We start from the raw sequence: 20,203 nt of genomic DNA on the forward strand, positions 1-20,203 counted from the left end.
TGTCCATCGGCTCATGATTTGCGCTCCACGCTTCCTTCCCACACTCGGTCGCCCTCATGCGGTTGCGCTTCGCTTCGCTCGTCTTGGTCAACTTGCGGCGGGACTTGCACCCGCAGGAGTGCGCCCATGCTGGGCGCACAAAAAAAACCAACCCCGAGGGGCTGGCTTGTGATGTCTGGCATCTCTGGGGACGCTGAAACAATTTTTGAGTTGGACTGGGCTTGTCTCCTCGGTCCCCCGCGGTCACCAGCGCCGTGCGCTGTTTGCGAGTGACGGAACTGTAACGGCTCGCACCAGGTACGTGCATTGGGATTTTCCCTTGGTTTTCGCGAAGTGTGGCACGGGAAATGCAGTCACCCGGTCATCGTTGGAAAGGAACCCAAATGCACCAAAATCGTGCGGCCCTTGCGGCCCTGACTGTGGGGCTCTCACTCGCAGCCCCTTCCTCGCTCTGGGCGCAGGTGGCCCAGAGCGCCGCCAGCGCCCCGGTGGCCTTGAGTGCTCCGGGCTTGGTGGCCACCAGTGCCATCAGCGGTGCCGACACCGCCTGGCTCATGGTCAGCACTGCGCTGGTGCTGCTGATGACGCTGCCCGGTATCGCCCTGTTCTACGGCGGCATGGTGCGGCGCCAGAACGTCATCAACACCATGGCCAGCGTGGTGGGCATTGCGGCGGTGGTCAGCGTGCTCTGGTTTGCACTGGCGTATTCGCTGGCCTTTACGCCCGGCAGCGGCATCCTGGGTGGGTTCATCGGTGGCGTGCAGCGCATGGGTTTTGCGGGCATGGACTACCTGGGCGCCAGCGCCCAGGTGTCGGTGAGCCACATTGCGCCCCACGTACCCGAGTCGGTGTTTGCCATGTTCCAGCTCACCTTTGCCATCATCACCTGCGCGCTGGTGGTGGGCGCGCTGGTCGAGCGCATGCACTTCGGCGCCCTGCTGCTGTTCAGCAGCCTGTGGCTGCTGTTGGTGTACGCGCCCATTGCCCACTGGGTCTGGGAGCCGGGTGGCTGGCTCGCCAAGCAGGGCGCACTCGACTTTGCCGGGGGCTCCGTGGTGCACATCAACGCCGGCGCCGCCGCGCTGGTCTGCGCCTATGCGCTGGGCCCACGCACCGGGTATGGACGCGAGCCTTTTGTGCCGTTCAACCTGGGCCTGACCATGGCCGGCACCGGCCTGCTGTGGGTGGGCTGGTTCGGTTTCAACGCCGGCTCGGCGCTGGCCGCCGACGGCCGCGCGGGGCTGGCGCTGTTGGTCACACACGTAGCGGCGGCGGCCGGCGCGCTGTCCTGGATGGGCGCGGAGTGGCTGGCGCGCAAGCGTGCGTCGCTGCTGGGTCTGTGCTCGGGCGTGGTGGCGGGGCTGGTGGCCATCACCCCAGCGGCAGGTTTCGTCACGCCGCGCAGTGCGCTTGTGATCGGTCTGGTGGCCGGTGTCGCCTGCTACTGGGGCGCCACCACCCTGAAACGCAAACTGCAAGCCGACGACTCCCTCGACGTGTTCGGCGTGCACGGTGTAGGGGGTCTGGTGGGCGCCATGCTCACGGGCGTTTTCGCCGACCCGGACATTGCGGGTGTTCAAGGCAGCGTCGTGACGCAGCTCATCGCCTGCGTGGCCGTGCTGGGCTACAGCCTGGTGATGAGTGCCGTGGTGCTGTGGATCACCTCGCGCGTGACCGATCTCCGGGTGCGGGAGACGGATGAGCGCACCGGGCTGGACCTGGCGCTGCACAACGAACAAATTGGTCACTGAGAAAATGCCATGTCTCAGAGCGAAACCTTCGCCACCGCCGCCCACATGCACGTGTTGCTGCGGCGCAAAACTGGCCGTGTGACCGACACCGAGTGGATGGCGACCAACGCCGTCTATGCGACGGAGATCGTGCGCTTCGCACGCGAAAAAGCCGACAGCGAGGGCCATACCGACCTGCTGCCCTGGGCCGACAAACTCGAAGCCGCCATTCCAGAAATGGGTGTACCGGTGCGCAAACCCTTGTTGCAGAAAGCCCAGGAAGCGCTGCGCGCCGGGCAGGTCCCCGGCGGCGCCCGGCCAAACAGCGCGCCACGGGCCGGCGGGTTCGCCGACTCGGTGCCTGCCAGTGGCTTTGCAGAATCGACCTTGAACAACCCGGGCGGCAAACCCACCGACGGCGACGAGTCCGACACGCGCTACATCGGCCGGCTGCGCTGAAACCCGGAAGCCGCGAGCGCCAAGAGGCGCCAACCACGGCGATGGCACGCGCGCGACCAAGCTGCGCGGGGTGGGGATGTCGTCTTGCGAGCCCTCCACAATACCGGCATGGCGACCGAACGCAAGGCACTGCCCGTCATTCACAAGACCCGCTGCACCGGCTGCGGCTGGTGCGTGGCGGTGTGCCCGCCGCATGTGCTGTCACTCGACGTTGAACGCTGGAAGAAGTTCTCCCGGCTGCACGACGAGGCGGGTTGTACGGGTTGCTCGAAGTGCGCGGTGAAGTGCCCGTTTGATGCGATCGCGATGGTCAAGACGGCGTGATCGCGCCTATGCGGGCGCCAACGCGACGCGCCAGCGGCCCGGCACTTCCCGGGCCACCTCGGCACGCACCGGCAGAAAGCGCTGGATCACCTCCAGGTTGGTGCGCGTGTGTTCCGTGATCTCGCTGCAGCTGTAGGCCGCCGCCTGACCGCTCTGGTGCACCGCCAGCGCCCAGGGCAGCGCCAGCTGGTCGGCCAGGTGAGGGCCGGCCGCCGCCGTGCTGGCCTCATAGGCCTTGACCTGCCGCAGCAGCCGGCTGGCCACCTGTTCCGAACTCACCGACTTTGCGCCGAAGCTGGTGAACACCTCGGTCACGTGCTCGTGCACCAGCATGGCGATCAGCGCATTGCCCGGGCCTTCGTTCTGACGCACGTTGGGCACGCGCAGCTGTTCATCGGACCACCCCAGCGCGCCCTGGAGCAGCGACAGCTCGCGTTCGGCCACGCGGCGCGGCACGGCGGCCACCAGCGATTCGGCAAACGGTTCACCGACCGCGCCGCGCTCCAGCAAATCAAACGGGCGCAGGCCGCCCGCAGCCGGCTCAATGGTCGCCAGCATCTCACCGCCGCCAGCGGGGTAGAAGCCATGGCGGCGCAGCGTTGCCTCCACCTTCACACCCTGGCGCGCAAGCTGCGGCAGGAACGCGCGCTGAATGAAGTGGAAGTTGGGCGCCAACGGGTTGTGCGTGCCGCCTGAGAGCTTGAGCTGGCTGGCTGCGGGGGCCAGCATCAGCGCGGGCAGCACCGTCTGCAGCACCAGCAGGCAACTGCCCGCCGAACCGATGGCAAACGCGTGCTCACCCGGACGCAGCGCGCCCGGTTCGAACACCAGTGTCTGCGAGCCCAGCTCGGCCCCGCTCACCTGCGCACCACTCACCGCCTGAGCCGCCAGCACACAGGCCAGGTGTTGGCGCATCAGGCCGGGCTTGGGGCGCTTGGCGCGGATGTTCTCGATGCGCACCGGCTGGCCGGTGATCATGGAGAGCGACAGGCTGGTGCGCAGGATCTGGCCACCGCCTTCGCCGGTGGAGCCGTCGATGCGGATCGGGCCGCTGTCGCGCTGCGATGCGGGAGGGATTGAGAAAGAACGCATGGGTGTTCAAGACAAATAGAAAACATCGCCGCGCGGTCGGAACGGCAAGCGCTTTCCTGCCGGCAGCAGGAAGGCGTGAGAACGGGGCACATCGAGCACATCGCAGTCCCCGTCGGTGATGATCAGCAAAGGTCCATCCTGTGGAAAATCGGGCGCGCTGTGCAGCAGCGACACGGCAGGCTGCAACACCGTGCCGCCGCGTCCCCTGACCTCCACCCGGTGGGCGATGTCCTCGGCCGGCATGTAGCCCATGTCGTGTGCGGCCGCATCGCAGCACACCAGCCGCACGGCGGGCACCTCCTTGGCCAGCGCATAGCCGGCGATGCTGCCCAGGGCCTTGGCCAGCGTGTGCCGGTCCATGGACGAGGAGGTGTCCAGCACCACACCGAAGGTACGGCCATCGAGCCAGCGCGGATCAGGCGAGACGCGGGGTCGGGGAATGTCGGGCGTGGCCGACTGGCGGCGGCTCAGGCGCGCGTAGGTGCGCCGCGTTTCGATGGGCGGAAAGTGGTGATCGAACCAGCGCGCCAGTTCAACCTCCCAAGGAATCGGCGGTTGCAGCAGCGCCCGGATCTCCTCCAGCAAGCCCGCCGGCAGGAGGCCCCGGCCTTGGGACTCGTGCAGCATCAGGCCCTTGCCCAGTTGCTCCTTGTAGAACCGGTCCAGGTCGGTGAACGGCGTGCGTTCGGCGCTCAACCGGCGTTCGAGCATGTCGCCCTGCAGACCGGCGAGCGTGCGCAGCTTGCGCATGCGCCGCAGGTCAACCACGATGCGGTCGTACACCTCCTCGGCCGACAGGCCCCTGAGGTCCGGGTCGTGCAGCAGGCCCAGCGTCGGCGCGCTGCCCACCTGCAGCTCGATCAGCCAGTCGTTGATCACGTAGTCGCAAGCCACGTTCCAGAGATAGGGATCGCGCCCCAGGCGGCGGCTCAGGTGGCGCAGGGCCACGTGCAGGATTTCGTGCGCGATCACGAAGCGGGTTTCCTTCTCCGTCAGCCCGGCCGCCGGGTTGAGATAGATGGTTCGCAAGGTCTCGTCCACCGCCGCCACCATCACTTCTTCACGGCGGCACAGATCGGCGTTCTCCTGAATATCAAACGCCGCCACCATGCCGCCGAGCAAGGGGAAGCTGCTGATGAACCAGCTGCGCGCCCGTTCTGTGCTGCTGCGAGGCGCGCTCTGGACCGAGCCTCCGAGTGCGGTGCGTGTGCCGGCAGCGATCTCGACCGCTTGGGTGACGGACTGAGCGATGCCCGCCGCGAAGACCTGCGCCCAGCTGGTCTGCGGGGTGCGGCTGTAGCGGGAAGCGGTGGGGGCGGGCCGGGCCGGTGGCCACCAAGCCGGCGCCAGCAGGCTGGTGTGCAAGGGTCCGGCCAGGCTCAGGGCTGCGGCCCAGGGTGGCACGCCGTTGTCGCAGAACTCGCGGTACCAGCGCTCCTCGTCCCACAAAGGGGCATCGGTCGGCAACTGCATGTCGGCAGGGGCCTGGCCGAATTTCACCGAGGCCAGAAAGCGCGTGCTGACCACATCGGCGGCGGCTGACCAGGCGCCCCAGTCACCACGGTCAGGCTGAAACAACTCCAGCGCATAGGCCAGCAAGCCACGAGCCAGAACGAACGCCCATTGGGTCGCCTCGGCATGGCGCTTGGGGTGCACGTGGATGCAGCTCTCCGGCCGCACCACCAGCCACGCTGCCGCCGGGCACAGCGAGGCCGTGGCCGAACGCACCCAGGTCACGCGCAGCGCCAGCGGTCCGAAGATCGGGTGCGCGCGGACCATCGCCATGCCAGCCCCATAGGCTTCGGTGGCGGGGTTGGTTTTGGACGAGGGTCGGGCCATGGTTGCCAAAGGGCCTGAACGGCTCAGTCCGCCTTGGCCTGGCGCTCGACCAGGCGGGGCAGATCCCGCACCACTTCGATCATGTACCAGGCGGGCAGCGTCTGGCCGCCGTCTTCGGCCACCACCACCTGGGCCATCTCCAGGCTGATCTGGGCCAGGTCCTTGAGCATGCCCTTGGAGCGATGCACCAGGGCTTGCAGATCACCGCTGCTGCCGCTCTTGTCCGCTGGCAGCATCTTGAGCAGTCGAGCACGGAACGCCTGCGCGAGAAAGTACAGCACGTCCCGGTCTTCTGGCGCGTGCGGCCAGCGGGCATCGCCCTTGAAGATCGCCTCCAGCCGATGCCGATCGGCCGCCAGCTTGCCGAAGGCCTTGAACTGCGCAGCATGCTGCGGCGTGAGGCAACCATGGGCCAACGCCTCGACCATGGCGGCGGGCGGCTCGGCGCCGAACGCATGCAGGGCGTCGCTGAGCATGTGCCAGGCGCGCGGCGTGGAAAACGGCTCTTCGTGCTTGGGCGGCGCGCTCCACAGGTGGTCGGGCCGCTGCTGCACGTACTCCAGCACCATGGGGTGGATACCGTGGGACGCGGCCCAGACCATCCACTCGCTGGCCGAGACCTTCAAGTGCACGTGCACCATGCGGTTCATCAGCGCCGAAGACATCGGCTTGACGATGGCCGAGTCCTGGGCGCGGTTGCCGGCACCGACCACGATCGAACCCTCGGGCAGCAGGTATTCGCCGACACGGCGGTCGTGAATCAGGCTGTAGAACGCCTTCTGTACATCCTGTGAGCAGGCGTTGAGTTCGTCCAGGAACAGGCAGTAGGGTTCGCGCCGCGCAATCATGGCGGGCGGGCAGAAACGGCTGACGCCGTCCACGATCTGCGGCACCCCCATCAAGTCCTCCGGCGCGAGCTGACTGCCCAACAGCGACACGCAGGGCAAGCCGACGCTGCGGGCGAACGCTTCCACCAGCGCCGACTTGCCAATGCCCGGCGGCCCCCAGATAAAGACCGGGCGCGCCGTCGCGACGTTCAACAGAAACTCGCTCAGTTGCGATGGAGAAAGGGAATGAACAGCTTGCATGGGCGGGAGTCAGGCGTTGGTCGGGTGTGTGAAGCGCAGCGCGGTGTCGTGCAGCAACGCGTCGATTGCGGTCGTGTCGAAGTGCGCAGCGATCGCTGTCGCAGGTTCGGCCGCGTTGCGTGCCAGCTCGGCTTCGATGAAGGCGTGAATGCCCGGCCAGCGTGGGCTGGTCGCGGCTTCACCGGCACGCATCTTCACCTCCAGCAACGCGTTGATCTCTGCGATCAGTGCGGCGTCTGCGCTGGCGTCCAGCGTGTGCTGCGCCAGCTCGGCAAAACGCATGGGCGGCACACCGGTCCGCGTGAGGATCCAGCGCACGGCCAGCAGGGGGCGCAGCACGTAGAGGTATTTTTTGTAGCGCACCTCGTCGGCCTGCAGATGCTCGCGAAAGTTCTTCTTCGCCATGGAGGTGTAGTGGTGCCAGCCCTTGGCGTTGGAAAACACCCGTTCGGCCAGCGCGCGGAAACGGGCCATCGTCTCGGCCTCTTCGCGGTAGACGATGGGCGAACGCAGCCACTCCAGCAGCGTGGGGTTGGACTCGCGCATCAGGCCCAGCGCCTTGCGCAGGTCCCAACCGTTGATGTCCAGGTCGCCACTGATCGGCAGTTCAATCACGTCGCGCCCTGGCGCCACCGTCAGGTACCACGGCAGGCGATTCACGTAGATGAAGCGCACGTCGTAATCGCTGTCGGGCGAGGCAAAGCCCCAGCCCCGGCTGCCGGACTCGCAGGCAAACAGGATGGTCACGCTGTGCTGGGCTTCGATGGCACGCAAGTTCGGCATGACCTGCTCGCGCATGGCGGGGTCGATGGGATGGGAGGAATACAGAAATTCTTGTTGTACCGACATGGCGGATTCCTTTTTCATCTACCCCTTCACACACAACACCTGCTTGAGCACATACACCACCTCCACCAGGTCCTTCTGCGCTTCCATCACCGCGTCGATGTCCTTGTAGGCCATCGGGATCTCGTCGATCACGGCTTCGTCCTTGCGGCATTCCACGCCCTCGGTCGCCTTGATCTGGTCGGCGACGGTGAACATCTTCTTGGCCTTGGTGCGGCTCATCACGCGGCCGGCGCCGTGGCTGCAGCTCTCGAAGCTCTCCGGGTTGCCCAGGCCGCGCACGATGTAGCTGCGCGCGCCCATGCTCCCCGGGATGATGCCCAGCTCGCCCTTCTTCGCACTCACCGCGCCCTTGCGGGTCACGAAGACCTCTTCACCGAAGTGCGTTTCCTTCTGCACGTAGTTGTGGTGGCAGTTCACCGCCTCGACGTGCGTCTCAAAGGGCTTGGTGATCACCTGCTTCACCGTGGCAACCAGGTTCTTCATCATCACCTCGCGGTTCAGGCGCGCGAACTTCTGCGCCCAGCCCACGCCGCGCACGTAGTCGCCGAAGTACTGCGAGCCTTCCTCGAAGTACGCCAGGTCCTGGTCGGGCAGGTGCACGTTGTTGCGCTCGGCATCCTTCTTCGCCAGCTCGATGAAGGTGGTGCCGATGGCGTTGCCCACACCACGCGAACCCGAGTGCAGCATGAACCACACGGCGCCCGCTTCATCCAGGCAGACCTCGATGAAGTGGTTGCCTGTCCCGAGCGTGCCCAGGTGCTTGTGGTTGTTGGTGTTCTTCAGGCGCGGGTACTGCTCGCAGATCGCGTCGAACTCGTCCTTGAGCGTGGCCCAGGCCTGATCCACCAGCGAAGGCGGGTTCTCCCAACTGCCTTTGTCGCGACCGGCACGCTGGCGGATCGGCGTCATGCCGTGCGGCACGGCCTTCTCGATCGCGGCACGCAGCGGCCCCAGGTTGTCGGGCAGGTCTTCGGCGCGCAGGGTGGTCTTGCAGGCCATCATTCCGCAGCCGATGTCCACCCCCACCGCAGCGGGGATGATGGCCTTGAAGGTTGGGATGACCGAGCCCACGGTGGCGCCGATACCCAGGTGCACGTCGGGCATCACGGCCACGTGCTTGAACACAATGGGCAGGCGCGCAGCGTTGGCCAGTTGCTTCTTCGCTTCGTCTTCGACGGGCACGCCCCGGGTCCACATCTTGATGGGCACGCCGCCTTCGGGTTGTTCTTGGTTGTAGTTCATGTCTTGATTCTCCTGATGGTTTTGGTGAACGCGAAGGGTTTTCACCCTCCGCATACTTTCCACAACATTCAACGCAGCTTCACCAACCCATTCAACACCTGGTCGAGGCCGCCGAACACCGAAATCTTGTCGATGCGTTCGGCCACACGTTCCAGCGTCTCCAGCTCCTTCATGCGCAGCGCCACGGGGTTGTCTTCCATCACCTTCGCGGTGTTGAGCAGCGAACGGGTCGCGGCCGTTTCTTCGCGGCGGCGGATCACGTTGGCTTGCGCCAGCTTTTCCGCCTGCACCACCTGGGTCAGGATGGTCTTCATCTCGCCGGGCAACACGATGTCTTTCACACCCACGCTCTCCAGGGCGATGCCGTAAGGCTGCAACTTGGGCAACATGTAGGCGCTCACCACATCGTCGATCACCGTCTTGTTCTCCAGCAGCTCATCAAGCGTGCGGGTGCCCACGGCGGCGCGCAGCGCAAACTGCAGCTCGCGGTACAGGTGCTCCGCAGGCTTTTGCAACTGGGCAAAGGCGCGCTGCACATCGGTGTAGCGAAAGGTGGCGCTCAGGTTCAGGCGCAGGCCCACCTTGTCGCGGGTCATGATGTCCTGGCCCGACACTTCCACCGCCTGCAGCCGCAGGTCCACCAGCTCCACCGCGATACTGCGGCCAAACTTCCAGAAGGCGTAAACCCCCGCAGGCAGCAGACGCTCGACCTTGCCGTCGATGCTCAGCAGTGCGCTCATGCCCTCGGGCACCTGAACCTGCAACACGCCCTCCAGGCCCGTCACCGCGCGTTGGCGCAGCTGGGTCTGGGTCAGGCGGGCCACCAAGGCGGCGGGCAGCTCGGTACCGGCCTGCAGATCGATCACTTGCACCGCCACGTCCACCAGGCCCTTCCAGAACAGGCGGCGCGTGCCGGGCGGCAGGATCTCGACCAACACACCGTTTTCGCTGCGCAGGCCCACCTGGTGTTCCAACAGCTCCACCCGCACGAACTCGGCCGCCACCACGTCGGGTTCCTTGGCCATCAGGTAGTCGGCCAGGGCGTGGCGAAACGCGGTTGGGTCCATGGGGAACACCTCAATGCGCAGCTGGTCCAGTCCGGCAAACAGCCAGTGGGTGCCGCTGCGCAGCACGCGGTCGAAATCGCCGTTGCGCAGCAGCAGGGCGCGTTCGTTTTTCTTCACGGTGAAACGTTCGATCTTCAGCATTTTCTTTTTCTCACTTCACTTCGGTTGGCCGTTGCGGCTTCTTGCAATGGGGGTGCCGTTACAGCGATGACGGGGCACCAGGGAGCACAACCGCGGGCCTTGCAGTGCGCCGTGCGTGCTGCCCCTTGCGGGGCGGCAGCGGGCTGGCTGCGGGCGCGGGCTGTGCCCGGGTCTGGCACGAACCGCCACCGGCTGACGGGGCATGGGCTTGGGGTTGCAGCGCAACCGGTGCTCCCTCACCCCGCGTTCGGCGGGTGGTCTTTCGACCGTCTCTTCTTCAAGCGCTCCAGCCTTTCGACCGGAGCAATGGACAGGAGTCGAACCTGCGGGTCTTTTTCAAGACTGCTCTTCCTCTGAGCCACCAGGGTGACCTGTCTGGAGTCGAACCAGACGCTTCCTTTCGGGGCGGTTTCCACAACCAGGCCGAACCAGACGTTCGCGCCGCGCGGCATGCAGGGCATCGACAGAACCTCCACGGCTCCGGACTTCCTGCACCGGCAGGGCGGACCTTCGTCCCAACCCTGGCCTGTGAGCGTTCGACGCTGGCGTCTGGTGCTTCATGTATCGCCAGATGCGTGCCAATCCGTATCAACGGGACATCTCTTTTGCAAGCCATTGATTCAAAAGCATTTTCCCGAGGCGTCTGTTTCGACACCTCTCTCAGCTTCCACAGAACCAAGCTCAGCAGCTAGCCAAACTAGAATGCTAGCTATGCCCAAAAAAACCGTCGTCATCGGATTCCTAGGCACCCAGCTCGACAGCGGGCGTGGCGCGGGGCGCTGGGAGAAGTGGCGCCCCACGGTCTCGCTGGTGCAGCACGAGGACATGCAGGTGCACCGCCTGGAGCTGCTCTACACGCGCCAGCACCAGGCCCTGGCCGACCAGTTGAAGCAGGACATTGAGACCACCTCGCCCGACACCGCCGTGCGCCTGGTGCCGCTGGAGATGGCCGACCCCTGGGACTTCGGCGAGGTCTACGGCGTGCTCTACGACTGGGTGAAGCAGTACCGCTTTCAACCCGAGAAAGAGCGCTACTGGACGCACATCACCACCGGCACGCACGTGGCGCAGATCTGCATGTTTCTGCTCACCGAGTCGCGGTTGATTCCGGGTGTGTTGCTGCAGACCTCGCCGCCCAAGAAGCAGACGAGCGCCAACCCGGGCAGCTACGCGCTGATCGATCTCGACCTCTCGCGCTACGACGGCCTGGCGCAGCGCTTTGACCAAGCGCAGCGCGACGCGCTGGATTTCCTCAAGAGCGGCATTGCCACGCGCAACGCCGATTTCAACGCGCTGATCGAAGAGATCGAACGCGTGGCCCTGCGCTCGAAGGCGCCGATCTTGCTGACCGGGCCGACGGGCGCGGGCAAGTCGCACCTGGCGCGGCGCATGTTCGAGCTGAAGAAATCGCGCCACCAAGTCGCTGGCGATTTTGTGGAGGTGAACTGCGCCACCCTGCAGGGCGAGGGCGCGGCGTCCACGCTGTTTGGCCACAAGAAGGGCGCCTTCACTGGCGCCGCCAGCGACCGCGCGGGCCTGCTGCGCACGGCGCATGGGGGCGTCTTGTTTCTCGACGAGATCGGTGAGTTGGGGCTGGACGAGCAGGCGATGTTGCTGAAGGCCGTGGAAGACAAGCGCTTCTACCCCGTGGGCAGCGACCGCGAGGTGAGCAGCGACTTCCAGCTGATCGCGGGCACGAACCGCGACCTGCGCGTGGACGTGCTCGAAGGGCGTTTTCGCGAAGACCTTTACGCGCGCATCAACCTCTGGTCGTACACGCTGCCCGGGCTCGCGCAGCGGCCGCAAGACATCGAACCCAACGTGGACCACCTGGTGACGCGCTGCGCCGCCGAGCTGGGCCGCGCGGTGCGCTTCAACGCCGAGGCCAAGGCGCTGTACCTGCGTTTCGCGCAGTCGCCCGAGGCCTTGTGGAGCGGCAACTTCCGCGACCTGGCCGCGAGCGTGACGCGGCTGTGCACGTTGGCCGAGGGCGGGCGCATCGCGGTGCCGCTGGTCGAGGCGGAGCTGCAGCGTCTGCGCTGGCTCTGGCAGATGAACCAGGCGCCGGATGACGTGGCCCGCCTGGCCGACGACGCTGTCGAGCTGGCCGACCTGCTGAGCGCCGACGCGCTGGGCCAGCTCGATCTGTTTGACAAGCTGCAACTGCTGGCCGTGGTGCGCGTGTGCCGCGCCTCGCGCACGCTCTCGGAAGCCGGTCGCACGCTCTTCGACCGCTCGCGCACCCAGCGCTCGGTCGTCAACGACGCCGACCGCCTGCGCAAGTACCTGCAGAAACACGACCTGCGCTGGGAGCAGGTGTCGCGCTGAGCGCGCGCCCCGCACGCAGGCGCTGAGCGCATGCGTATACCCGATCCCGCCAATCCGCGCTGACCGCTGCGCACATGCCGTGAGCCATGCCGCCGTCGGCGCTGTCGCCAGCACAGTTCGCTGCGCGGCGACAAGATGGCCCATCCGCCCGCGCCGTGTGGGCGTCACCCCCCTTGGAGAACACCCATGAGCGACCTGTCGTTACCCATTCAAGCCCCCGTCCTGCTCGACAAACTGCAGTGGCGCTACGCCACCAAAAAGATGGACGCCACCAAGGCCGTGCCGCAAGACAAGGTGGACCGCATTGTCGAAGCCGCGCGCCTGGCGCCCACCTCCAGCGGCCTGCAGCCGTACGAGATCATCGTCGTCACCAGCAAGGCCGTGCGCGAGCAGATCCAGCCCATTGCCTGGAACCAGGCGCAGATCACCGACGGCTCGCACCTGCTGGTGTTCGCCGCCTGGGAAAACTACACCGCCGAGCGCATCAACCACATGTTCGACCTGACGAACGAGCAGCGCGGCGGCACCAACGAAGGCTGGGAAAACTACCGCCAGATGCTGCTGAAAAGCTACCCGCAGCGCGATGCCGAAGTGAACTTCCAGCACGCCGCCCGCCAGGCCTACATCGGCCTGGGCGCCGCGCTGATCGCCGCCGCATTTGAAGCCGTGGACAGCACGCCCATGGAAGGTTTCGACCCGGCCAAGCTGGACAACATCCTGAAACTGCGCGAGCGCGGCCTGCGCAGCGTCGCGATCTTGCCGCTGGGCTACCGCGCCGACGAAGGCGACTGGTTGGTGAACCTGAAGAAGGTGCGCCGCCCGCTGGAGCAGTTTGTGAGCGAAGTGAAGTGATCTGAAGCGGGCCGGCGGCATGCAGGTGCGCGGCCGGCCCGTCAGGTGGCGCCTTGATCGTCCACCAGCTTGCTGCGCCGTTCCGAGGCCCGTGACCAGCACCCGTCAGGCGTCGATCTGCATCGCCGGACGCGCCTGCACCTTCTCCAGCCAAGCCAGCGTGGTCGGGTGCCCGGCCAACGGAGCACCCAGGTAGACGCTGTAGCCGATCACCGAGGCCACGATCAGGTCGGCCAGCGTGTAGGCATCGCCGAGCAACCAGGGCTTCTGGTTCAGGCGCCCGTCGAGCACGGTGAGCAGCCCGTCAAGGGCTTTGTGCGCCGCGGTTCCGTGCGCGTCGTCGGGCGTGCCCATGTCTTTCGCGGCCTGCAGACGCACCAGCTGCGCGCCGTAGGTCACGTAGGACCAGGTGCTCCATGACATGGCCTGCAGGTGTTCCGGCGTGCCGCCGGCCGGCCACAGGCCGCTCTGCACGCCATACGTGTGACCCAGCCACAGCTCGATCGCCAGCGCCTCGAACATCGGCGCGCCGTCCACCGTCAAGGTGGGCACCTTGCCATTGGGGTTCAGGGCCAGGAAGTCGGGTCGGCGCTGCTCACCGGTGGTGATGTCGACCTTGACGCGCTCGTGCGGCACGCCGAGTTCGGCGAGGGCGCAGGCGACGGGGGTGGCGCTGGACATGGGGTGCCAGTAGAGAACGATTTGGGACATGAAGGGCTCCTTTGAGATGTGGGTGGCGGGCTCGACACCGTGCCGAACCCGTGGCCACAATGTCGCGCCCATTGCGGACAGATTCGGCCCTCAATAAAAGCTAGAGTGCACACATGCTTTCATCGTCCTCGCGCCTGCTGCGCGTCCTGTCGCTGCTGCAAACGCGCAACCACTGGGCCGGCCCCGAGCTGGCCGAGCGGCTGGCGGTGCACCCGCGCACGCTGCGGCGCGACATCGACCGGCTGCGCCAGCTCGGCTACCCCATTCACGCCAGCAGCGGCGTGGCGGGCGGCTATGCGTTCCGCGCAGGGCAGTCGCTGCCGCCGCTGCTGCTGGACGACGAAGAGGCGCTGGCGGTGGCCATTGCCCTGCAGATCGCCGCGGCCGGCACCGTGAGCGGTGTGGAAGAGAGCTCGCTGCGCGCGCTGGTGAAACTGGAACAGGTGATGCCCACCCGCCTGCGCCGCCGCACGCACGCGCTGCGCTCGGCCATCGTGCCGGTGCAGCGCATGGGGCCCACCATCGACGCGGGCGTGCTGGCCACGTTGGCCACGGCCTGCCGCGACCAGCTGCAGGTGGGCTTCAGCTACCGCGACCTGCGCGGCCAGGCCAGCGTGCGCCAGGTGCAGCCGCACGGGCTGGTGCACACCGGCAACCACTGGTACCTCGTGGCCTGGGACCCGGCGCGCGACGACTGGCGCACCTTCCGCATCGACCGCGTGCAGGGCACGCCCCGCAGCGGCGCGCACTTCGCGCCGCGCCCGGCGCCGGCAGGCGACCTGCGCGCCTACGTCACCGGGGCGATGGCCGGCGTGCACCAGGGCGACCAGGCGCGCGTGGTGCTGCACCAATCGCGCGAGGTAATGCTGCGCACCATTCCCCCCTCCGCCGCCACGCTGGAGGCCATCGACGACGCCCACTGCCTCATGCGCTGTGGCGCGGGCCAGCTGGACTCGCTGGTGTACTGGCTCATGGCGCTGGACGTGGACTTTGATGTGCTGGAGCCACCCGTGCTCAAGGAGCGGCTGCGCCGGGCGAGTGAGCGGGTGGGGCGGAGTTTGGCGCGGGGTGGTGGGTGATGGTGAGGAAAACAAGAGGTCGGCGGCCTGATGGCGGCACAGGGACTGCAGCCGGTGAGCGGCGGCAACTGGGCTTCGAGCCCCCAGAACCCAGCCGACGACGACGCTTCGCCTACCCCTACCTCGACTGGTCGGAGCGGCGCGATCACCTCGCGGGCCAGCTGGCCAATCAGCTTTACCGGCACCTGGTGGCACGGGACTTGGTGCGGCGAGGGGCGGGATGTGACGGTGACGCCGTTCGGGCTGAGGGTGTTGATGTCGATGCTGGAGTGAGAGGGCTGTAGCGCGGTGGTTGGTCGGGGGTGCCTCCGTGCGCTCACTACATATCGACCTGGTTCGTTGTTGTCCCAGGCAAGGAAAACCCGAGCTTCACAACCCTGTATAGTTCTCATAAAATTCTGAGACATTCAAAGGAGAATCAGTGCTCTACGCGGAGTTTCGTCGCCATCTTGGCAAAGCCGGAATGACCATCAATGACTTCGCAGCGTACCTGTGCATCCGACCTGCGTCGGTATCGAACTATTCGAAGTCTGGCTCGGTCCCGCGCACCTACGCCATCATCGCAATCCTTCTCGGCGAGGCCGCAGACCGTGGCGTCAATGGCGTCCAGCTTTTGGGTAATTACGGTGTTACGCCTCGCACCGTGCCAACCGGCAGTAATGTCAAGCAACTTGACATGTTTCGTGCGTCGCGAGTGCCATCGGCTTCGGCAGAGGAGCGCAAGAAGCAGTCTGGCATAGGCAAGGACTCAGGCGTTAACCACGGCGCTGCTGGTGTTCATCAGGCGGGGAGGCGACCGTGAGCAGTCGTATCGATCTGCTTGTCGACACGCTCGGTTACTCCAGCGATGAAGGACTACTGCAGGGGCCGTCAAACTTCACCCGCGCAGTTGGTAGTGCCCATGCGTTGCACGCTGCTGCGGACGCGGTCAAGCTGCAAGCTTGTTTCGGCGCATGGGAGCCTGGGTTTGGTGACCGGGTCACCGGCCGATTCGTTCCCATCGTCTACCTCGCTCACGCCGACAGCGTCGAGGAAGCACGGCGACACCATCGGTGGGTCTGGAGTCAAGGCCTCGCCCCCTGGCTCATCATCGCGGTCCAAGAACGTTTCATTATTTGCCCCGGTTTTGATTTTTCGTCTGAGGATGATTGGGCAGCACTCGTGGTTCTCGTCGAGGCTGACGATCTGCAGAAGAGCGGTGCAGACTCCGCCCTCAAGGATTTCGCTGCAGTGCGCCTGCGGTCCTCGCTGCAGTGGCGAGATTTCAGACTGCAGTCAGCAGGCACTGTGGACAAGCGCCTGCTGCGAGCACTGGAGCACCTTCATGAACGCCTAGCCTTCGCGAACGCAGGCGGCGAGCTTCCTGCAGCGATCATCAACCGGCTGATCGGGCGTGTCCTCTATACGTTCCTCTTATTGGACCGAGGGATTGTGCCTGGAGCATGGGCACAAGGGCTGGTCTTAGACGACAGCTCGTTGCACGTCGTCCGACCGACAATCAATCTTGCCCAGTTTTGGGCGCTGCAGGATCGGATCGACGACATCTTCAACGGTGCGGTCTTCATATTGGATCCCGATCAACGACTAAAAATCCAACAAGAGCACCTTGATCTGGCGATCGATTACCTGCGTGGGGGCACAACGCGGCACAAGGGAGGCGAGCAGACCGAGCTCTTCGAAATTGATCTGACAGCGATCCAGATCGAGACACTGTCAGCGGTCTACGAAGAGTTCCTGAGGAGCGAGAGCCCCGCTAGCGCGCGCAATGATGGCGTGGTCTATACGCCGCCGTTTCTCGTGGACTTCGTACTCAATCGCATTGACGATGAGCGGGAGTTCTCAAAGGACTCACGCGTTCTGGATCCCACTGCCGGATCCGGTGTTTTCCTTGTAGGCGCCTTCCGGCGGATTGTTGAGCGTGTGCTTGTCGAGCGTCGAATGCAACGCCTTCCCATGGAAGAACTGCGCCAGATCCTGGTGCAATGCATCTACGGCGTCGAGAAAGCTTCATCGGCAGCGGCGGTTGCTGCGTTCAGCCTTTATCTACAGCTTCTAGAGTACGCCGACCAGGTCGAGTTGCTGGGTATTGTCAACGAGAGGCGTCGACCGAAGGTATTCCCGCCCCTCATCGGCTCGAACATCTTGGTGGCGGACTTCTTCGGCGCGCCAAGACATTTCGAAGAGATCGAGTTCACCTGTGTGGCAGGTAACCCGCCTTGGAAACCACTAGAGAGAGTCACAACTTGCACAGTCGACAGCGATGATCCAGTCGACGGTCGGGAAGTGTCCGAGCATGTCACGTGGATGAGCCTGAGGCGTTACTTGGATCCTGACGGAATACTTGGCCTTGTCATGCCGTCGAAGTCGATTTCGAGCCCTTCCGCCAAAACGTTCCTGACCGCGTTGGGGAGGGAATTTCATGTTCGCGCGATCGTCAACCTGTCGCAATGGCGTCGACATCTTTTCGAAAACGCCGAACAGCCCGCTGCTTTGCTGTTTGTCTCCGCACGTGCGGTGACTCATGCAAGCCGCACCGCGTTCTATTCGCCTGCACTGTGGACGCAACCATACACGCCCAAAGCGATGTGGATGCTGGCGATCGACCGCTCCGACGTCCAATGGATGCCCAGCTTTCTTGTCTTTCGCGATCGGGAGCAGGTCTTCGATGCGTACGCACTTCGCCCTCTGGATCGCGCCGCGAAAAACAGGCTTCGCCAAGCGGTGTCGCGAGGTACGGCGACCACCTTTGCCAAGCTGCTGACCCAACTGGGACTGGTGTCTGCAGTTGGCGACTCTCCGGCACGCACACTTATAGGCACGGAAGAGCTCTGCGGCACCCGCGATTTCGCCGGATATCAAGACGGATTTACACGGTTAGAGGCGCATCCGAAGCAGCTTTCTGAGCAGCGACTCCAGGCTTGCAATGCCCAACATCGACGGATGTTCCAGGGCCAGCGGCTGCTGGTTCCGCGAAGTATGGCCAGGGCCTTGGCGGTTGATTTTCCGCTTGCCGTCAACTCGTCGATAAATGTGATTCGCTGGAAGGACACGCCGACCGGCTTGACGCTCAACGAGCAAGCTGTCTTGCTTTCCAAGCTTGGTCGCTTCTTGATGAGCGACTTTGCGAGCTTTCAATTCGCCTTGTTCGGGCGGCTGTGGCAAGTGGATCGAACTCGCTTTGAGCCGAAGGAATTGGGCGAAATTGTGGTGCCACAGCCGGAGTACTTCCTGCAACCTGAAGATGATGCCCCTGTCGCGCAGGACTACATCGCAGCGATGCAGGTACAAGATGTCGCAGCTGCCATGCAGGACTACCTTGACACGCGCCGCCAGTTTGAAAATGGCCTCACGCCGACCAATGCAAACGAACGCATAGACAAGGTGCCGAACGACTACTTGACGGTATTGAGTACCTCCTTGCGCGGCAGCTTTGGGGCCCTCTTTCGGCACTGTGATGCGGGTTGCATAAGCGATTCTTCGGCTCGAATCGTCATTGACATGGCAGAGCCGCTACCGAAGTCACCGGCAGCTTGCGCGGCCGCGTTTCAGTTCTACGACTCAGCGCATGTCACGTGGGCTGAAGGTGGGCGACAAATACGAGTCGACAAACCAGCCGGACGCCTCAACTTCTCGCTTGACCGAGCGTACGGAGACGCACTGCGAGTTGCGAACCTTCTTTTAGCCGCTCAATGACTCTCCCAGAAGATTTTTTCGAACGGCTTCATCAGTCCCTGGTCAATACGGGAATCAACACGTATCGCGCATCTGCGGTGGCAAGCTTCGTCACCCAGTGCTACGACGTTCTCCTGTCGGCGCATCACGCTCTTGTGCAGCCCACGAGGTGGGGGCAATTTTGCGCGACACGCGGAGCTACAACAAAGCGAAAGCGAGCTACCGCGTTGCCAGCCAACATCTCGGAGACAGCCATCACTGCCGACCTGTCGAAGGAAGCTCAGCGACTGCTCAAAGAGCGCGGTGGAGCCACTACGCTGGTGCCGGGGATTGGTATCGCTTGCGTCATTGCCGACCATACGGCACCCAGTGACATTGCCACAGGGTCGAGCTCCAAGCGTCCAGATCTTGTGTTCTTCCCGGCCGATCCAGCGCTACAGCTCCAGTTCGCCATGGAAGCCAAGATCATCCGCTTGGCCACTGGTATTGCAAACGATCTGCTGGGTGAGGCAGGCTTTGGATGCTTCGTCCGTGCGATCGATCCCTACGAGACCAATGGTGTGGTCGGACTGCTGGGCTACGTCGAACCAACGCAGACCCTAGCGATGGTGAACGAAACGGAACGTTGCATGCAGGCGGACGTGCGCTTCAATCAGGTGGCTGCGCATGACTTGGTCGTCAACTCCATAGGGCCCAACCACCGGCCTCATATGGTTGTCGGACACATCGTCAATGCAGGGCCGAAGGTGTGTATTGCCAACATGCTGCCGATTGAGCTGACGACGTCGTAGTCACCAGGGCTTCGAAATACCTTTCATTTCGCAACTCGGAGCGCTTGGCCGAAGCGAACCTTCGGTCACCTGTGGGTGGCCGCGAGCTACGGCAACGCGCTGACCGAAACGATCAATGAGCTGTGCAAGGGGCGTAGATTAGCCGCTGGGACCTTGGAAAAAACCAGGGAGTACGTGGAACACAGCGCCCCTGCGATGGGTGCACTGGTTCAAACACTTCGGACTGCTTGGGCCGATTGGTCGAAGGGCCGCAGTGGGTTGAAATTCGCCATTGGTCTACAACCCACTTTGGTCACTGAAAATCCCTCTCGGGTCCAGGCGGTCAAAGCACGCCATCGACGAGGGCGCACATGCAAGCGCTCACCCGCTCCCCTCCGAGTCGGCGGAGGGTTTAAAGGACCATTGGACGCGGGTCACCGCGCCAACCAAGCCCGCCAACTCCCCAACTCCGGGATCTCGGTCCCGCCCTCCACCCCGATCGCCTCGCACACAAACCCGCTCACCCACGCCCCATCGGCCAGCTTTACCTTGCCGATGCCCAGCGGCGCGGGGATGCCGTCGACGAAGCTGCCGAAGTGTTCGGCGGGCAGCTCCCAGACTTCCATGTCAATGGCGGCGCCTCCTTCGGCCACGCGCACCATGCCGGGCCGCTGCACCGGGCCGCCGGCGAGTGCGTAGAACTTGTATTCGGGCGCGGACTTCACCGCGCCGAGCAGACGCGCGCCGCGTTGGGTGAGCTGCCAGTTGAGGGCAGGCCGCTGAGGTGTGCGCCGCAGACCGCGACCTTGACGGTGCCGGCGGTGTTGCTGCCTTTGGGCAGGACGGCAGTGCCGATGGCCGGGGTGTTGACCAGCGGCGTGGCCGTGGCGCCCAGTGACAACACCTGCGCGCGGTAGAAGCGGTCGGCCAGGCGCAGCAGGGGCAGGTCCTTGAACGCGG

The 20,203-nt window shown here is 64.8% G+C and carries 19 protein-coding genes; 9 read left to right on the plus strand and 10 right to left on the minus strand.

Annotation, left to right across the window (positions count from 1 at the left end; translation table 11 throughout):
• Positions 1–383: 383 nt before the first annotated feature.
• From Q7J58_RS04430 to Q7J58_RS04440, 3 genes are all read left to right on the plus strand, one after another.
• Positions 384–1,751, plus strand: coding sequence for an ammonium transporter (locus Q7J58_RS04430; RefSeq protein ID WP_304823992.1), 1,368 nt, complete (start codon positions 384–386; stop codon positions 1,749–1,751).
• 9 nt (positions 1,752–1,760) lie between these two features.
• The gene (locus Q7J58_RS04435; RefSeq protein WP_304824435.1) at positions 1,761–2,189 is read left to right on the plus strand and encodes a hypothetical protein; all 429 of its coding nucleotides are present in this window, start codon (positions 1,761–1,763) and stop codon (positions 2,187–2,189) included.
• 108 nt (positions 2,190–2,297) lie between these two features.
• Positions 2,298–2,513, plus strand: a complete 216-nt coding sequence (locus tag Q7J58_RS04440) for a 4Fe-4S binding protein (protein ID WP_304823995.1) — start codon at positions 2,298–2,300, stop codon at positions 2,511–2,513.
• Between the two features lie 6 nt (positions 2,514–2,519).
• On the opposite strand, the gene rtcA is transcribed toward Q7J58_RS04440, so the two are convergent.
• From rtcA to Q7J58_RS04475, 7 genes are all read right to left on the minus strand, one after another.
• Complete coding sequence (gene rtcA / locus Q7J58_RS04445) at positions 2,520–3,605, minus strand: RNA 3'-terminal phosphate cyclase (RefSeq protein ID WP_304823998.1); 1,086 nt, start codon at positions 3,603–3,605, stop codon at positions 2,520–2,522.
• Between the two features lie 6 nt (positions 3,606–3,611).
• A complete protein-coding gene (locus Q7J58_RS04450) occupies positions 3,612–5,444 on the minus strand; it encodes a hypothetical protein (protein WP_304824001.1) in 1,833 nt (610 codons plus the stop codon).
• A 23-nt stretch (positions 5,445–5,467) separates the two neighbouring features.
• Positions 5,468–6,532, minus strand: a complete 1,065-nt coding sequence (locus Q7J58_RS04455) for a MoxR family ATPase (RefSeq protein WP_304824004.1) — start codon at positions 6,530–6,532, stop codon at positions 5,468–5,470.
• Positions 6,533–6,541: 9 nt separating this feature from the next.
• On the minus strand, positions 6,542–7,381 hold the full coding sequence (locus Q7J58_RS04460) for a nucleotidyltransferase domain-containing protein (RefSeq protein WP_304824006.1): 840 nt from the start codon (positions 7,379–7,381) through the stop codon (positions 6,542–6,544).
• Between the two features lie 18 nt (positions 7,382–7,399).
• Positions 7,400–8,623 carry an RtcB family protein gene (locus tag Q7J58_RS04465; protein ID WP_304824009.1) on the minus strand — a complete coding sequence of 408 codons (1,224 nt, stop codon included), beginning with the start codon at positions 8,621–8,623 and terminating at the stop codon, positions 7,400–7,402.
• Between the two features lie 68 nt (positions 8,624–8,691).
• Positions 8,692–9,831 carry a slipin family protein gene (locus tag Q7J58_RS04470; protein ID WP_304824012.1) on the minus strand — a complete coding sequence of 380 codons (1,140 nt, stop codon included), beginning with the start codon at positions 9,829–9,831 and terminating at the stop codon, positions 8,692–8,694.
• A 236-nt stretch (positions 9,832–10,067) separates the two neighbouring features.
• On the minus strand, positions 10,068–10,307 hold the full coding sequence (locus Q7J58_RS04475) for a hypothetical protein (protein ID WP_304824014.1): 240 nt from the start codon (positions 10,305–10,307) through the stop codon (positions 10,068–10,070).
• A gap of 235 nt (positions 10,308–10,542) precedes the next feature.
• On the opposite strand from Q7J58_RS04475, the gene rtcR reads away from it, so the two are divergent.
• Positions 10,543–12,159: an RNA repair transcriptional activator RtcR gene (gene rtcR / locus Q7J58_RS04480; RefSeq protein WP_304824017.1), complete on the plus strand. Its 1,617-nt coding sequence runs from the start codon at positions 10,543–10,545 to the stop codon at positions 12,157–12,159.
• Between the two features lie 186 nt (positions 12,160–12,345).
• A complete protein-coding gene (locus Q7J58_RS04485; protein WP_304824019.1) occupies positions 12,346–13,011 on the plus strand; it encodes a nitroreductase family protein in 666 nt (221 codons plus the stop codon).
• Between the two features lie 105 nt (positions 13,012–13,116).
• On the opposite strand, the gene Q7J58_RS04490 is transcribed toward Q7J58_RS04485, so the two are convergent.
• The gene (locus tag Q7J58_RS04490) at positions 13,117–13,722 is read right to left on the minus strand and encodes a glutathione S-transferase family protein (protein ID WP_304824021.1); all 606 of its coding nucleotides are present in this window, start codon (positions 13,720–13,722) and stop codon (positions 13,117–13,119) included.
• Between the two features lie 113 nt (positions 13,723–13,835).
• On the opposite strand from Q7J58_RS04490, the gene Q7J58_RS04495 reads away from it, so the two are divergent.
• The 4 genes from Q7J58_RS04495 (at position 13,836) to Q7J58_RS04510 (ending at position 19,264) form a co-directional block, all read left to right on the plus strand.
• A complete protein-coding gene (locus tag Q7J58_RS04495; RefSeq protein WP_304824024.1) occupies positions 13,836–14,801 on the plus strand; it encodes a YafY family protein in 966 nt (321 codons plus the stop codon).
• Between the two features lie 463 nt (positions 14,802–15,264).
• On the plus strand, positions 15,265–15,603 hold the full coding sequence (locus Q7J58_RS04500; RefSeq protein ID WP_304824027.1) for a hypothetical protein: 339 nt from the start codon (positions 15,265–15,267) through the stop codon (positions 15,601–15,603).
• Positions 15,600–18,494 (plus strand): N-6 DNA methylase, encoded by a 2,895-nt coding sequence (locus Q7J58_RS04505; protein WP_304824030.1) that lies wholly within the window; start codon positions 15,600–15,602, stop codon positions 18,492–18,494. Before Q7J58_RS04500 ends, Q7J58_RS04505 begins: the two co-directional genes overlap by 4 nt.
• Before the next feature lie 206 nt (positions 18,495–18,700).
• Positions 18,701–19,264, plus strand: coding sequence for a hypothetical protein (locus Q7J58_RS04510; RefSeq protein ID WP_304824033.1), 564 nt, complete (start codon positions 18,701–18,703; stop codon positions 19,262–19,264).
• A gap of 413 nt (positions 19,265–19,677) precedes the next feature.
• On the opposite strand, the gene Q7J58_RS04515 is transcribed toward Q7J58_RS04510, so the two are convergent.
• A complete protein-coding gene (locus Q7J58_RS04515; protein WP_304824035.1) occupies positions 19,678–19,968 on the minus strand; it encodes a hypothetical protein in 291 nt (96 codons plus the stop codon).
• A complete protein-coding gene (locus tag Q7J58_RS04520) occupies positions 19,965–20,147 on the minus strand; it encodes a hypothetical protein (protein WP_304824038.1) in 183 nt (60 codons plus the stop codon). The genes Q7J58_RS04515 and Q7J58_RS04520 overlap by 4 nt, the downstream gene beginning before the upstream one ends.
• Between the last annotated feature and the right edge of the window lie 56 nt (positions 20,148–20,203).

The organism is Hydrogenophaga sp., from assembly GCF_030656115.1.
GTDB lineage: Bacteria > Pseudomonadota > Gammaproteobacteria > Burkholderiales > Burkholderiaceae_C > Hydrogenophaga.